Source organism: Rhizobium croatiense, from assembly GCF_019793465.1.
Taxonomy (GTDB): Bacteria; Pseudomonadota; Alphaproteobacteria; order Rhizobiales; family Rhizobiaceae; genus Rhizobium; species Rhizobium croatiense.
The window spans coordinates 1-13,617 of record NZ_JAILYJ010000011.1 but is presented as its reverse complement, the minus strand read 5'-3'; the positions used below and the strand labels follow the sequence as shown (position 1 = coordinate 13,617).

Genomic DNA, 13,617 nt, shown 5'->3' with positions numbered 1-13,617 from the left:
TTCCACCCTCGCACCTTATCCAGTTTTTCGGCCGGCCGGCGCATTTGCCCGCAGGAGCGCCATCAGCATCGGGCCGATCGCGAACTCGCCCTTTTCGCTTCGCCGCGTCAGGTCGCGGAGGTAACCACCGGCCGAATTGATATGGCCGCCGCGCTCCAGGATGCATGCCATCACCGTCGCGGCATTTTCCGGTCCCATTGCGTTTGCGGCCTCCTCGTAGGCCGACGGACTGACGCCGAGCATCGATCGAACGGTCACGGCCGCGGCCATCAGATCGCGCCAGCTGCGGATTTCGCCATTCGCCCCGTAGGCAAGGATTTCCGGGCAGGCCTGCAGAACCAGGCCGAGCGGGAAGGATTTCAGCCCGCCGGCATCATCGCGCGCCCCCGGTCGTCGATCTTGCTTCTCCTCCTGCCTGCCCGGATGGGCGATCTCACCCCTCCCCTCTTCCAGCGTCACGGCCCCTCGCCCATTATCTTGCGCCGGCATCGCGCCCTGCTTCGTCTCGAAGCTTGGTTCAAGTTCAGAAATGGATTCGGGGTTTGAATTCTGTATGTGACGCTCGATATAATCGGCATTGCCGCGCTCATTTGTCGATTTAACTCGAATTTCCAGCCGGTTAAGGATATCCGCCCTGAGCGCCGTCAATGCGTCCAGCAATTGTTCGAGCTGTGCCGTCGTCGGCGACCGGGGCAGCCCCTCGACCAGATCCCGAAACTCCTGGTACAGGCCCTGCCAATCCCCCTGAACGTCTTCTTCGACCGCCGCTTCGATCAGCTTGGCGATATCGCGGCGGCAAAGCGTGATGCGTTCGCGCAGACGCTGAACATGCAGCCGCTCGGCCATCACCTCGGCGGCCAGCTGTTCGATCTCCTCGGCGCGGGCAAGCAGCGGCGCCAGCGAGAAGCCGAAAGCGTCGTTGACCTCCCCTGCCCTGTCCCTGCGAACATAACGCTTGCCGTTAGGGCTGTCCTTGCGCAGCAGAAGCCCCGCCTCGACGAGTGCTGCAAGATGCCGCCGGACGGTCTGTTCGGCCATGCCATGCGTTCTGAGCGAAAGCTGGATATTGGACGGGAATACGATCAAGCCGTTTTCCTGAGCCAGCTCGTTCTTCGGATAAAAGCTCAAGAGCGCATTGAGCACGGCAAGCGCGCGATCGCTGATGCCGAGCAGCGGCTTTGCTTCGCACAGCGTACGAAACAGCTTCCATTTGTCGACCGACTGATCAGGCTTGATCTCACCTGCCATCACCTGGCTTGCGAGCATGCCAAGCGTCATCGGCCGCCGCCCGAAGGGCGTCGTTATACTTCCGGTTTCCATCTCTTCCACCTCGACGGGGCAAAAGAAATCCGCTCGCCAAAACGGCGCCAAAAACTCTTGACAGCGATTCTCGGAAGTGCGATTCTCGGAGGTGTTCAAGACTACGAGGAAAGCTTCCGTGACGGTGACGTTCGGGGGCTTTTTTCTTTTGCGGGTTATCTCCTATCCGAATTGTCAGCTGACAATCGGTCTAACTGCCTCATTTTCCCTCATTTTCCTCTTCAAACTCGGCGGCGAGGCCAACCAACCGCTGAGCCAGGAATTCTGAAAACGCCGCCGATTTGACGGTGATGCGAAAGGTTTTCCCGGACTGGATCACCGAAGCAAGTTGCCTGCCGCCTTGGGTGCGAAGCGTCTGCTCGGCCCGCTGCGGTGCGCTCTTTTCCTCGAGCGCCTTCCAGATTGCGTCGAAGCGGCTATTGCTCTCCAGCGTTTGGAAGACTGCCCCACCAATTGCGGCCCGCGCCTTCTTCTGCCCGCCGGCCTCCCTGAATTTCTCGGCAAAGGCCAACCAGCGCGGCCGTCCGACCTTGGGCGCCGGTCCGATGGCAAGAATGATCTCGGGATCGATCGTCTGCGCCACCTGCAGCAACCTTGACGTTTCCGGCTTGTCCGTCGCCAGCGCCTGGGCAATCATGTCGCGGCTGAAGCCGTGTTCATCCATGCGCCGCGCAAACAGCGCCCGTTCGATGAAGCTCAGGTCGACGCGCGGGCCGTTTTCCTGTCCCTGTGCGAGGATCAGTTCTTCGTCCGTCAGCTTGCGCACCACAGCCTTGATGGGAACCCCGATCTCGGCAGCCGCACGCAGACGTCTGTGACCGTAGGCGGCCTGGTAATGCCCGGCCTTTACCGGATCCGGCCGCACCAGGATCGGAACCTGCTGCCCGCTTTCCTGGATCGACTGCTTCAACCGCTCGAATTCGGGGTCCTTGTCGACCGGGATGCGGTCGCGGATAAAGGACATCTCGACGGCAGCCGGATCGATCTCCAGCACCCTGTCGCCTGAGGCAAGCGATTCGCGCAGCGCCTTGGCGGCTGCCGCTTCCTCACCCAATCGTCCGAGCGACAGGTTCATTGCCTTGACCGCGCCCGAGGGCCGATGCGGCGGCGGGGCGCCCGGCGCGTCCGGACGTGCCGGCTCCACGGCGCCGACCATGCTCTTCAGGATATCGCGACCTTTTGGGCTCATGTCCTGCTCCATGCACTGCGAATGAGTTGCTCGACCTCGGCATTGACATTGTCGACGGATTCGACGCCGCGGTCGTAGGTCTGCCGATGCATCGTTTCGCGTCCCGCCTCGTAGATCGTCTGCTTGGACAGGCCCGCATCCGAAACCGCCGTCGATTTGACCATCATCGAGGTCAGCACGCGCTCGCCGAACAGGCTGCGCAGGAAGGCGACGATCTGGGCCTGCGGACCGTCATTGGCCTCATAGCGGGTGACCAGATAGCGCATCCAGTCATAATCGAGGTTGCCGCCTGCCTGCTTGACCACGGCCAGAAGGTCGGAGGTCATCGTCAGGAACTGGTTCATCGAGGCTACGTCGAGCATCTGCGGATGAACGGTAATCAGCACGGCGGTGGCGGCGCACAGAGCCGACAGCGTCAGGAAGCCGAGGGTAGGGGGGCAATCGATGATGACGACGTCATAGCTCTGCTCCAGCGAATGCAGCGCATTGCCGACCCGCATGAAGAACATGTCCTTGTCGTCACGGTTGGTATCGGCCAGCGCCTTTGGAGTGTCGTGTTCGAACTCGTGCAGTTCGAGATTGCCGGGGATGAGATCGAGACCGGGGAAATAGGTCTGGCGGACAATGTCGGCGACGTCGCGGCGCGTCTCGTCATATTTGATAGCGCCGTAAAGGGTCTCGTTTTCGCCGACGTCGAATTCCGGCTGATAGCCGAGCATCGCCGACATCGATGCCTGCGGATCGAGGTCGACGGCAAGGACGCGGTAGCCGCGAAGCGCCAGGAACTGCGCCAGATGGATGGATGTCGTCGTCTTGCCGGAGCCACCCTTGAAATTGGTGACGGCGATCACCTGGAGATGGTCGCCCGGCCGGCGCATCGGCAGATAGGACGGCTTGGTGCGTCCGAGATGCTGGCGCATCGCATGAATTTCTTCGAGCGAGAACACCCGGCGGCCGGCGGCCGTCTTTTCGGGATTGATGCTTTCCACCTGCGCGGCGAGGTGGCGAACATAGCTGTCGGTGACGCCAAGCAGCTTGGCCGTCTCGGTGCTGCTGAACCGCCGCAGCGATTTACGGGCATCGGGCGAAAACAACCGCTCGAACAGCACCTGCAACTGGCTGCTGAGCATCGTCGAGTCCTGCGCGATCGTCTCGTCGATCGAGACCTGACTCGCTCTCTTGGCTTTCTCAACAATCGCGGCCTTGGTCGGCATTCACGCAAATCCTGATAAATCGGTTAATTTTGCGCAAATGATCGTGAGTCTGGTGATTCCGTCAAGCGATTTCTTGGTTAGCCAATCAATAACAAACCGGATTCGACGAAAAAATCACGTGGAATTCCGGAATCTTAGCGAAGTTGTCAGCTGACAATGACGCCGGGACCGCATCCGCCGAAGCCGCCGAACCGCGCAACGTCATTGCCGGCTCATCGCGGACTGCTTCGTCGCTCGGCACGGCCCGGCTGAGGATGCCGTTTCTCACTTATAGGCAGACGAACGGTACAGGCTTTCGGCCTCCAGCCCGCGGACGGGTTCATTGCCGGAGGACTTGTCATTTGCGTCTTGGGCTTCGGAATCGCGGCGTGACGGGGCAAGGCCGAGCATTTGTTCGAGACGACCGGCATTGAGCGGAGCGCTTATTCCCTTGAAGTTCATCTTCCATCTTTCGTCTGCGTATGGGCTTGCGAGGAGCCACAGAGATAAGCGCAATTTGAACCTGCGGAGAACTGCCCGCCGGCGTTATCACCATCTTTTCGATTCAAAGTCGGAAGGGGGAGGGAGGGAGCGCGCCTGCAATACGTGGGCAGGATTGTCCCGGACAAAGATGACAAAAGCTCCTGCTAGGCGAATCAGGTGCCGATGGATATGCTCGGCGGGCAATAGACCGGCTGAATGCCATTCTTCCAGCCCAACCGATCCGCACTCCGCTACGAACGAACCGTCTCTAGCGGAACTTATGGACGGCTTCACTTCCGTCTGCCAAATTCCTCGTTATTTACCGACTATTTACCATAAACCTTTGCTGCCACGTGTGCGCCAGCCATGAAGCGCGGACAGATGGTCAGCCGCTATCGCGCCTTCATCCCCTCGCGATTGGTAAAATGCGCATTGCCCAGGCCCGTGCCGATGGTCAGCACCGCCCATCTCGACACGTCTTGCATGAAGGCGATCTGCGACAATCCCTGCACGACGGCGTCGTTGTGCATCATCACGAATGTGCTGTGGTCACCGATCTCGGGAATGGCCTTTATCAGCGCGGCGGGGAGATTGAAGCTGTCGCTTTCCCAATTCCCGCCCGGCAGGTTTTGCCCACCGCGTTCGATCGAGCCGTCGGCCTTGATGATGCCGGGACAGCCGATCCCGATAATTGGCGCCGGTTTTAGATTGGCTTTTTCGGCCTTGTCGATCAGCCCCTGCAACATCGCCGCCAGCTTCTCTATCGTCGCACTGCGGCTCGGCTCGTCGTTGGCATGGCGCCAGATGACCGATTCCCAGACGCGCGCATCGGCAAAATGCGGCGCTTTTTCCTTTCCGAATTCGACGACGCCGGCGCGGACGTTGGTGCCGCCGATATCGACAGCCAGCATCGCCTCGTAGCCTTTGAACATCCAGGGTGGCATGAGATGCACGGAGCCGATCAGTCCCGCCTCGTCCGGATGGTGGACGATCGGCACGACCTCGATATTAATGCCCGCCGCCTTGAGAAGAACCATGGTCCTGGCGATCGTCAGCTCCCCGAAGCGGCTTTGCCTGAAGCCGCCGCCGACGACGATGCGCTCGGTCTTGCCCCAACGCTTGTCCTTCAGAAATTTTCCGATCACCTCGGCAAAGGCCTGCGCGAAATCCTCCACCGCACCCATGACAAGTGCGGCGGCCTCCATATCGTCTCCCTTCAGCAGAGCCTCGATCTTTTTCTTGGAGAGCTTTGCTGTTGCAACCTTGCCGATCGGATCGTCTCCGAACTTGCGGACATGTTTTCTCCAATCGTCGAGCTTCTGCTGAAAGGTTTCCTTGTTGGCGTTGTCGCCGACGAAACCGTTCTTGTCGCGCAGTTCGTTGTTGTAGTCGTCGATGGTCACCAGCGGCAGAACAGTCGCACCATGCGCCAATGGCGCATTGACCTCCTCGCTATGCTTGGAACTGTTTTTGGCCATCAATGTACCTTTTACGGCGGGAGTGCTTGTACGGGCGGCCAGATAGAACGCCGACTTGCCTCTGGATGTTCCCGACTGCCGAGTCATCTTGTCGTTGCCGGCCGGCGACCTAGCTTCAATGATTGCAGAGTTTGGAGAAGACCGTGCAGGACGACACCGCGACACAGGAAATGCTTTCATTGGTTTTGGACGAGCCGGAGCGCTGGGCAATGTTTCTCGATATCGACGGAACGCTGCTCAATCTCGCGCCCACGCCGGATGCGATCGAAGTCCCGGAGGCTCTTCCCGGACAGCTTCACCGCCTGTCGAACAAGCTCGGCGGCGCCCTGGCGCTGGTGACCGGACGATCGCTTGCCTATGCGGACGCACTGTTCAAACCCTTTGCATTTCCGACAGCGGGCCTGCATGGCGCCGAGATCAGAAGTGCCGCCGGAATGCATACGCTTGAGGCGACACCCGAGTTTCAGGCTCTGAAACATGCCCTGACCGCCGAAGCCGAGCACTATCCAGGCGTGCTGATCGAAGACAAGGGTCCCGCCGTTGCCGCCCATTACCGGCTCGCGCCCGAATATGAAAAGGTGCTCGAAGAGCGCATGCACCACTATGCCAAGGTCGCCGGGCCGAACTGGGCGCTGCAGCTTGGCAAGATGGTCTTCGAGCTGCGGCCGGCACGCTCAAGCAAGGGTGATGCGCTGGAGCGGTTTTTTCAGTCCGACCCGTTCAAGGACCGCTGCCCGATCACCATCGGCGATGATCTGACCGACGAGTCGATGTTTGCGATCGCCAATGCGCGCGGCGGCGTTTCCGTACGCGTCGGGGCGATCGGCGCTCCGAGCTGCGCCACGAGCCGGCTGTCTTCGGCTGCGCTGGTCAGGAACGTCATCGCCGCCCTGGCCGCCTAACATAGGTCCTTGGGCGATCTCCGCTGCGGATTGTCGTCGTCTTTGCACCGCCTGTGCGGCGTCAACCATCAAAAAAGTATCGGTTTTGCCCGTGATTCGTGGTGGCAGGCGCGAAACGAGATCACTACACTCCGCTCAACAATAAAGCCAAAAAGGGAATTTGGCGGGTGGGCTTGGAACCCGACCTCGGAGGAGGAAACGATGGAACCTGACTTGGAAGTCGTTCAGATCCGGCCGGGCGAATCTTTCGCAACCAAGGCGCACGGTTATCCCTATCATACGGTTCGCTGGCATTTTCATCCGGAATACGAGCTGCATCTCGTCGTGGCGACAACCGGTCGATATTTCGTCGGCGATTTCATCGGGGAGTTCGAACCGGGCAATCTCGTGCTCGCCGGCCCCAATCTTCCCCATAACTGGATCAGCGACGTCCCCAAGGGATCGAGCATTCCGCTTCGATGCCAGCTCATTCAGTTCAGCGAAAATTTCATCAGCGACACGATGAAGGTGATGGCCGAACTCGGCCCCTTCGAGCCGGTCCTCGAAGCGTCCCGCCGCGGCGTGCTCTTCGGCGCCGAGACCAGCCGGCAGGTCGCGCCACTGATGAACGAGGTGCAGCAGGCGCAGGGCGTGCGTCGCATCGAGCTCTTCATGATGATCGTCGGCCTGCTCAGCCGGGCGCAGGATGCCCAGCTTCTCGCCAGCCCAAGCTATCTGCCCGATCCATCCGGCTACATGTCGGCCGGCATCAACAAAGCACTCGCCTATATCAGGGAGAACCTGACCAAATCCTTCGACGAAGCCGATCTTGCCGCGATTGCCGGACAGTCCACCGGCGCCTTTTCGCGCGCCTTTCGCCGCCACACCGGCATGTCGCTCGTGCAATATGTGAAACGCCTGCGCATCAACCTCGCCTGTCAGATCCTGATGAGCGACGATCACGCATCGATCACAGATATCTGCTTCGAGGTCGGTTTCAACAATCTATCCAATTTCAACCGCCAGTTCCTCGCAGAAAAGGGCATGACGCCCTCCCGCTTTCGACGATTGCTGGGCGACAATATCAACGTGGTCAAGGCGGCGTAAGGGCGCCGGACGAGCATCGGTTCCGGGTAATAGGAAGCAACCATCCGCCGAAGAAGGCGATAGGGAGGACGGGAGGAGGGACAAAACTGACACTGGTTTGAGCGCGAACACGCAATGAGCGGTTCGCGAAAGCAGACGCTTGTCCTTAGAAAACTGTAAACCGCCGGGACAGGCGAGGCGGCTCGTTCAGAGAACACCGCAACGACGAAACTACACAAGTTTTCCAATGGGAGGAGATGGAAATGATGAAATTCTCGACAAAAGCGGCAGGCGCGGCAACACTTGTCCTGTCATTGCTCGGCAGTGCTTCCGCCTTCGCGCAAAGCGCCGTTGCGGGTGCGACGGTCGCATTCCTCATGCCCGACCAGGGCTCGACCCGTTACGAAGAGCATGACCATCCGGGCTTCGTCGCGGAGATGAAAAAGCTCTGCGCCTCATGCAAGGTCATCTATCAAAATGCCGATGCCGATATCGCCAAACAACAGCAGCAATTCAATTCGGCCATCACCCAGGGCGCCAAGGTCATCGTGCTCGATCCGGTGGATTCGGCAGCCGCCGCATCTCTGGTCCAGCTCGCCCAGAGCCAGGGCGTCAAGGTCATCGCCTATGACCGTCCGATCCCGAAGGGCAAGGCCGATTTCTACGTCTCCTTCGACAACAAGGCGATCGGCAAGGCAATCGCGGAATCGCTGGTCCAGCATCTGAAGGCGAAGAATGTACCGACCGAGGGCGGCGGCATCCTGCAGATCAACGGTTCGCCGACCGATGCGGCCGCCGGGCTGATCAAGGACGGCATTCACGAGGGTCTCGCCAGCGGCGGCTACAAGACGCTTGCCGAATTCGACACGCCGAACTGGCAGCCGGCGAATGCGCAGCAATGGGCGGCCGGCCAGATCACCCGCTTCGGCAAACAGATCGTCGGCGTCGTCGCCGCCAATGACGGTACCGGCGGCGGCGCCATCGCCGCCTTCAAGGCCGCCGGTGTCGATCCCGTGCCGCCGGTGACCGGCAATGACGCGACGATCGCCGCGCTGCAGCTGATCATATCGGGGGATCAGTACAACACGATCTCCAAGCCGAGCGAAATCGTCGCCGCGGCCGCGGCCAACGTCGCCGTCAAGCTCCTGGCAGGAGAGACGATCAAGGCGGAGATGACGCTTTACGACACGCCGGCACAGCTCTTCGTGCCAGCTGTCGTAACCGCCGAAAACCTCAAGGCCGAGATCATCGACAAGAAGATCAACACCGCCGAGGAGCTGTGCACCGGCCGTTATGCCGACGGCTGCAAGAAGCTCGGCATTACCAAGTAATCAAGTCAAGGCAAGCGCGGCCGGTTCGCCGGCCGCGCTTGCCTTATTTCGCTTCGGAAAGGCCAGGCGATGTCCGACACCTCTCATATACTCGACGGCGCCCGCCAGCCCGTTCTCAGCTTGCGCGGAATATCGAAAAACTTCGGCGCGGTCTCAGCGCTCACCGATATCGAACTCGACGTGCATGCCGGCGAAGTCGTGGCGCTGGTGGGCGATAATGGCGCCGGCAAATCGACGCTGGTCAAGATATTGGCGGGCGTGCACCAGCCCAGTTCCGGTACCATCCTATTCGAGGGAAAACAGGTCGATCTGTCGAGCCCGAGTGCTGCCCTTGATCTCGGCATTGCAACCGTTTTCCAGGACTTGGCCCTTTGCGAAAACCTCGACGTCGTCGCCAATATTTTTCTCGGCAAGGAGCTCAATCCCTTCCAACTCGATGAGGTCGCCATGGAAATCCGCGCCTGGAAGCTGTTGAACGAGCTTTCGGCCCGAATCCCAAGTGTGCGCGAGCCGGTGGCGTCGCTTTCCGGCGGGCAGCGCCAGACCGTAGCGATCGCCCGGTCGCTGCTGCTCGAACCGAAACTGATCATGCTCGATGAGCCTACCGCGGCACTTGGCGTCGCCCAGACGGCCGAAGTGCTCGATCTGATCGAACGCGTGCGCGAGCGCGGCCTTGGCGTCATCATGATCAGCCATAACATGGAGGATGTGCGTGCCGTCGCCGACCGCATCGTCGTCCTTCGGCTCGGGCGCAACAACGGCACCTTCATGCCTGATGCCTCCAACGAAGCGCTGGTCAGCGCGATCACCGGCGCGTCCAACAATTCCGTCTCCCGCCGCGCCATGCGCCGCAAGGCGCAAGGCCACGAGAACGAGGAGGGCAGGCCATGATGAAGACCATTCAGAACGAACCGGCAGCACCTCCGCTTCTCGACCGGCGCGATGAACGAGTACGCCATGACGATAGCCTCACTGGATGGATCCGCGGCTTTATCGACCGCATCCGCTCCGGCGACCTCGGCTCGCTGCCCGTCATCGTCGGCCTGGCGATCATCTGGACGGTATTCCAGGCGCTCAATCCCGTGTTTCTCTCTAGCGCCAACCTCGTCAACATGCTCTTCGACTGCTCGACGGTCGGCGTCATCTCGCTCGGCATCGTCTGCATTCTGATGGTTGGAGAAATCGATCTGTCCGTCGGCTCCGTCAGCGGCTTTGCCTCGGCGCTGGTCGGTGTCTTCTGGATTAACCAGGGCTGGCCGGTCGTGCTGGCCATCCTCGCCGCCATGGCTGTCGGCGCCTTGATCGGCTCGCTCTACGCCTTCCTCTTCAACCGCTTCGGCATGCCGAGTTTCGTCTCCACCCTGTCTGGACTGCTCGCCGTTCTCGGGCTGCAGCTCTACATTCTCGGATCGACCGGCTCGATTAATCTGACCTATGGCTCGTGGCTCGTGAATTTCGGGCAGATCATGGTCATGCCGGATCCAGTCGCCTATGCGCTCGTAGCCTTTGCCGGCATTGCATTCTTTTTCTCCAGCTACCGCACCGCGGCGCGGCGGCGGGCGGCCGGCCTTTCGTCGAAATCGGTCGGCGGACTTGTTCTGCGCGCTGTCATCATCACCGTTGCTCTGGAGGCGGTGGCCTTCTATCTCAACCAGTCGCGTGGTGTCCCCTGGATGTTCGGCCTCTTCGTCGGCCTCGTCATCGCGATGAATTATGCGCTGACGCGCACGAAATGGGGGCGCTCCATGCAAGCCGTCGGCGGCAACAGGGAGGCTGCCCGCCGCTCGGGCATCAATGTGTCGCGTATCTATGCGAGCGCCTTCGTCGCCTGTGCCCTGCTTGCGGCAACCGGCGGCGTGCTCTCGGCGGCACGGCTCGCAACCGCAAGCCAGCAGGCCGGCACCGGCGACGTCAATCTCAACGCCATCGCTGCGGCGGTGATCGGCGGCACCAGCCTGTTCGGCGGGCGCGGCAGCGCCTATTCGGCCCTTCTCGGCATCATCGTCATTCAGTCGATCGCCAGCGGGCTGACGCTTCTCGATCTGTCGTCGTCGCTTCGGTACATGATCACCGGCGCCGTCCTTGCCCTCGCCGTCATCGTCGACTCGCTGGCACGCCGATCCCGCATCTCGCACGGCCGGGCCTAAAACACTCAAGAAGCAGAGGAAGCAAATGGGACAGGATCTGTCTGGAAAGGTAGCGGCCGTCACCGGAGCCGCATCGGGTATCGGCCTGGAATGCGCCAAGGCCATGCTTGCCGCCGGCGCCCGAGTGGTGCTGGTCGACCGGAACGAAGAAGCATTGAAGGAAATCTGCTCGGCGCTCGGTGCCGATGCCATTCCCCTGATCATCGATCTCACGGATCCGAAAAGCGTGGCGCGGATGATGCCCGAGATCCTGGCAAAGGCAGGCCAGCTGGATATTTTCCACGCCAATGCCGGCTCCTATATCGGCGGCGAGGTGCTGACCGGCGACCCCGACGCCTGGGACCGCATGCTCAATCTGAACGTCAATGCTGCCTTCCGCTCGGTGCACGCCGTGCTACCGCACATGGTCGAGCGAAAGACCGGAGACATCATTCTGACGAGTTCCGTTGCCGGCATGGTCCCGGTCGTCTGGGAGCCGATCTATACGGCCTCGAAACATGCGGTCCAGGCCTTCGTCCATACGCTGAGGCGGCAGGTGGCCAAACACGGCCTGCGCGTCGGTGCCATCGCCCCGGGCCCCGTCGTCACCGCGCTTCTCAGCGACTGGCCGCAGGAGAAGCTCGATGAGGCGCTCGCCGCGGGCGGCCTGATGGAGCCGAAAGAAGTGGCCGAAGCAGTGCTTTTCATGCTGACGCGGCCACGCAACATCACGATCCGCGATCTCGTCATTCTGCCGCAAAGCACGGATATCTGACGAGGGTGTGCCGGCCTCTCGCAGTCATAGAAGGAAACGGACATGATCTTCGATAGGTTTCGCCTGGATGGACAGGTGGCGCTCGTGACCGGTGGCACGCGCGGCATCGGGCTTGCAATCGCCGAAGCGCTCGGCGAGGCGGGCGCCAAGGTCCTCATTGCGGGAAGGAGCCGCAATGCGGCGGCGGAAGACCGGCTCGCCAAGGCCGGCGTCGATTGCGATTTCATCGCCGCCGAGCTGACGAAAGACGATGCCGCCGACGCGCTGGTCACCGAGACGCTCTCACGGACAGGCCGGCTCGACATCCTCGTCAACAATGCCGGCATTGCCATTCATGGCGACAGCGGCGAATTCTCCGATGCCATCTGGCGCGAGATCATGACCGTCAACGTCGACGCCGTCTTCCGCGCCTGCCGCGCCGCACTCGCTCCTATGCGGCGCCAGGGCGGCGGCGCCATCCTCAATATCGGCTCGATCTCGGGCATCGTTTCCAACATTCCGCAGAACCAGGCCGCCTACAACACCTCGAAGGCGGCGGTCCATATGATGACGAAGAGCCTGGCGAGCGAAGTCGCCGCCGAGAACATCCGCGTCAACGCCATCGCCCCCGGCTACATCGAGACCGACCTGTCACGCGGCGGCATCGACAATCCCGACTGGTTCCCGACCTGGCGCAGCATGACCCCGATGGGACGCGTCGGACAGCCGGAAGAGGTGGCCGGCGCCGCCCTGTTTCTCTGCTCGGCGGCGGCAAGCTATGTCACCGGCGAAGTCCTTGTGATCGATGGCGGTTATACCACGCGATAAACGTCGACGGTGGTCTCGGGGAGGGGCCTCTCTGCGTCGATGCTGAGTCGCCTTGCCCTGCCAGTCTTTCCGGCGGCGCGCTTATGCTGAGAACCTCGGCCTGATAGGCGTCTCAGGTGCGGGGCAGGCCTGCCGGTCGCAGATGCTTCCTCAGCGCGGCGATCCTGAAGATGGCATTGGCGGCCCCATAACCGCGATAACCGCGCCGCTCGACGATCTCGAAGAACAATCCTTCGCCATAGGTGGGGCTGTAGAGCTGGAAATACTCACCTGAGTCATCGCGATCATAGAGGATGTTGTTGGCCTTGAGCCGATCGGCGAATTCGGCATCGAGGCCGAAGCGGGCTTCGAGGTCGTCATAATAGTTCGGCGAGATCGAAAGCGGCACGAAGCCGTTGGCGGCAAGGGCGCTGGCGGTCGCAAAGATGTCGTCGGTCCGGAAGGCGAGATGCTGGATGCCGGAGCCGAAGGTCTCGGCGATGAAACGGCCGGCGAGCGTGTTGCGGTTTTCCGCCCCGTTCATGGTGATGCGCAGCGAGCCTTCATTGTTCTCGACCACCTGGCTGCGGACGATGCCGGAGGGATCGACAATATCGACCATCGGCGTCTTCTCGACCTCGACGAGCGAGGTGTAGAACAGCAGCCAGGTCAAAAGCTCCTCATATTTCATCGTCTGCGCCATATGGTCGATCGACTGCAGCCCGGCCGGCTGCAGCGGCGTGTCGTCCTCGATCGCATCGAATTCGATCTCCCAGATGCGGCCGAGCTCGCTCTTGCGGTCGAGGAAATAGAGAATGCCGCCGCCGACGCCGCGCACGGCTGGCATTTCGATCTCGCCGGCATCGAGCGATTGCGCGAAGCGTTCGGCGCCGAGCGCGACGGCGCGCTGCAACGCCGCTTGCGCATCGTCGACCAGCAGACCGGCGGCATAGGCCGAGGTGCCGTGCA

The 13,617-nt window shown here is 61.3% G+C and carries 12 protein-coding genes; 7 read left to right on the top strand and 5 right to left on the bottom strand.

From position 1 onward, the window contains the following. Nucleotides 1-15 precede the first annotated feature (15 nt). From repC to K6M89_RS18300, 4 genes are all read right to left on the bottom strand, one after another. Nucleotides 16-1,320 carry a plasmid replication protein RepC gene (gene repC / locus K6M89_RS18315; RefSeq protein WP_222140418.1) on the bottom strand — a complete coding sequence of 435 codons (1,305 nt, stop codon included), beginning with the start codon at nucleotides 1,318-1,320 and terminating at the stop codon, nucleotides 16-18. Between the two features lie 199 nt (nucleotides 1,321-1,519). Beyond that, the gene (gene repB / locus K6M89_RS18310; protein WP_222140417.1) at nucleotides 1,520-2,509 is read right to left on the bottom strand and encodes a plasmid partitioning protein RepB; all 990 of its coding nucleotides are present in this window, start codon (nucleotides 2,507-2,509) and stop codon (nucleotides 1,520-1,522) included. Next, nucleotides 2,506-3,723, bottom strand: coding sequence for a plasmid partitioning protein RepA (gene repA, locus K6M89_RS18305; protein ID WP_097580800.1), 1,218 nt, complete (start codon nucleotides 3,721-3,723; stop codon nucleotides 2,506-2,508). The genes repB and repA overlap by 4 nt, the downstream gene beginning before the upstream one ends. 854 nt (nucleotides 3,724-4,577) lie before the next feature. Next, complete coding sequence (locus tag K6M89_RS18300) at nucleotides 4,578-5,663, bottom strand: ROK family protein (protein WP_222140416.1); 1,086 nt, start codon at nucleotides 5,661-5,663, stop codon at nucleotides 4,578-4,580. 122 nt (nucleotides 5,664-5,785) lie between these two features. On the opposite strand from K6M89_RS18300, the gene otsB reads away from it, so the two are divergent. The 7 genes from otsB to K6M89_RS18265 all read left to right on the top strand — a co-directional run bounded on the left by otsB (nucleotide 5,786) and on the right by K6M89_RS18265 (nucleotide 12,669). Continuing rightward, nucleotides 5,786-6,565: a trehalose-phosphatase gene (gene otsB, locus K6M89_RS18295; RefSeq protein ID WP_222140415.1), complete on the top strand. Its 780-nt coding sequence runs from the start codon at nucleotides 5,786-5,788 to the stop codon at nucleotides 6,563-6,565. Nucleotides 6,566-6,766: 201 nt separating this feature from the next. Next, the gene (locus K6M89_RS18290; RefSeq protein ID WP_097580803.1) at nucleotides 6,767-7,651 is read left to right on the top strand and encodes a helix-turn-helix domain-containing protein; all 885 of its coding nucleotides are present in this window, start codon (nucleotides 6,767-6,769) and stop codon (nucleotides 7,649-7,651) included. A 236-nt stretch (nucleotides 7,652-7,887) separates the two neighbouring features. Then, a complete protein-coding gene (locus K6M89_RS18285; protein ID WP_222140414.1) occupies nucleotides 7,888-8,961 on the top strand; it encodes an ABC transporter substrate-binding protein in 1,074 nt (357 codons plus the stop codon). A 69-nt stretch (nucleotides 8,962-9,030) separates the two neighbouring features. Then, nucleotides 9,031-9,852, top strand: a complete 822-nt coding sequence (locus K6M89_RS18280; protein WP_222140413.1) for an ATP-binding cassette domain-containing protein — start codon at nucleotides 9,031-9,033, stop codon at nucleotides 9,850-9,852. After that, nucleotides 9,849-11,108: a sugar ABC transporter permease gene (locus tag K6M89_RS18275; RefSeq protein ID WP_222140412.1), complete on the top strand. Its 1,260-nt coding sequence runs from the start codon at nucleotides 9,849-9,851 to the stop codon at nucleotides 11,106-11,108. The genes K6M89_RS18280 and K6M89_RS18275 overlap by 4 nt, the downstream gene beginning before the upstream one ends. Before the next feature lie 25 nt (nucleotides 11,109-11,133). Beyond that, a complete protein-coding gene (locus K6M89_RS18270; protein ID WP_222140411.1) occupies nucleotides 11,134-11,862 on the top strand; it encodes an SDR family oxidoreductase in 729 nt (242 codons plus the stop codon). 42 nt (nucleotides 11,863-11,904) lie between these two features. Next, the gene (locus K6M89_RS18265) at nucleotides 11,905-12,669 is read left to right on the top strand and encodes an SDR family NAD(P)-dependent oxidoreductase (RefSeq protein ID WP_222140410.1); all 765 of its coding nucleotides are present in this window, start codon (nucleotides 11,905-11,907) and stop codon (nucleotides 12,667-12,669) included. A 112-nt stretch (nucleotides 12,670-12,781) separates the two neighbouring features. On the opposite strand, the gene K6M89_RS18260 is transcribed toward K6M89_RS18265, so the two are convergent. Continuing rightward, nucleotides 12,782-13,617, bottom strand: an 836-nt coding sequence (locus tag K6M89_RS18260) for a 4-hydroxyphenylpyruvate dioxygenase family protein (protein WP_222140409.1), incomplete at its 5' end; no start/stop codon positions are given.

What these genes read in the sequence shown, in the direction of transcription:
- K6M89_RS18275 (WP_222140412.1), top strand. Translation starts at nt 9,849, where the DNA reads ATGATGAAGACCATTCAGAACGAACCGGCAGCACCTCCGCTTCTCGAC.
- K6M89_RS18285 (WP_222140414.1), top strand. Translation starts at nt 7,888, where the DNA reads ATGGAAATGATGAAATTCTCGACAAAAGCGGCAGGCGCGGCAACACTT.
- K6M89_RS18270 (WP_222140411.1), top strand. Translation starts at nt 11,134, where the DNA reads ATGGGACAGGATCTGTCTGGAAAGGTAGCGGCCGTCACCGGAGCCGCA.
- repC (WP_222140418.1), bottom strand. Translation starts at nt 1,320, where the DNA reads ATGGAAACCGGAAGTATAACGACGCCCTTCGGGCGGCGGCCGATGACG.
- K6M89_RS18290 (WP_097580803.1), top strand. Translation starts at nt 6,767, where the DNA reads ATGGAACCTGACTTGGAAGTCGTTCAGATCCGGCCGGGCGAATCTTTC.
- repA (WP_097580800.1), bottom strand. Translation starts at nt 3,723, where the DNA reads ATGCCGACCAAGGCCGCGATTGTTGAGAAAGCCAAGAGAGCGAGTCAG.
- K6M89_RS18265 (WP_222140410.1), top strand. Translation starts at nt 11,905, where the DNA reads ATGATCTTCGATAGGTTTCGCCTGGATGGACAGGTGGCGCTCGTGACC.
- K6M89_RS18280 (WP_222140413.1), top strand. Translation starts at nt 9,031, where the DNA reads ATGTCCGACACCTCTCATATACTCGACGGCGCCCGCCAGCCCGTTCTC.
- repB (WP_222140417.1), bottom strand. Translation starts at nt 2,509, where the DNA reads ATGAGCCCAAAAGGTCGCGATATCCTGAAGAGCATGGTCGGCGCCGTG.
- K6M89_RS18300 (WP_222140416.1), bottom strand. Translation starts at nt 5,663, where the DNA reads ATGGCCAAAAACAGTTCCAAGCATAGCGAGGAGGTCAATGCGCCATTG.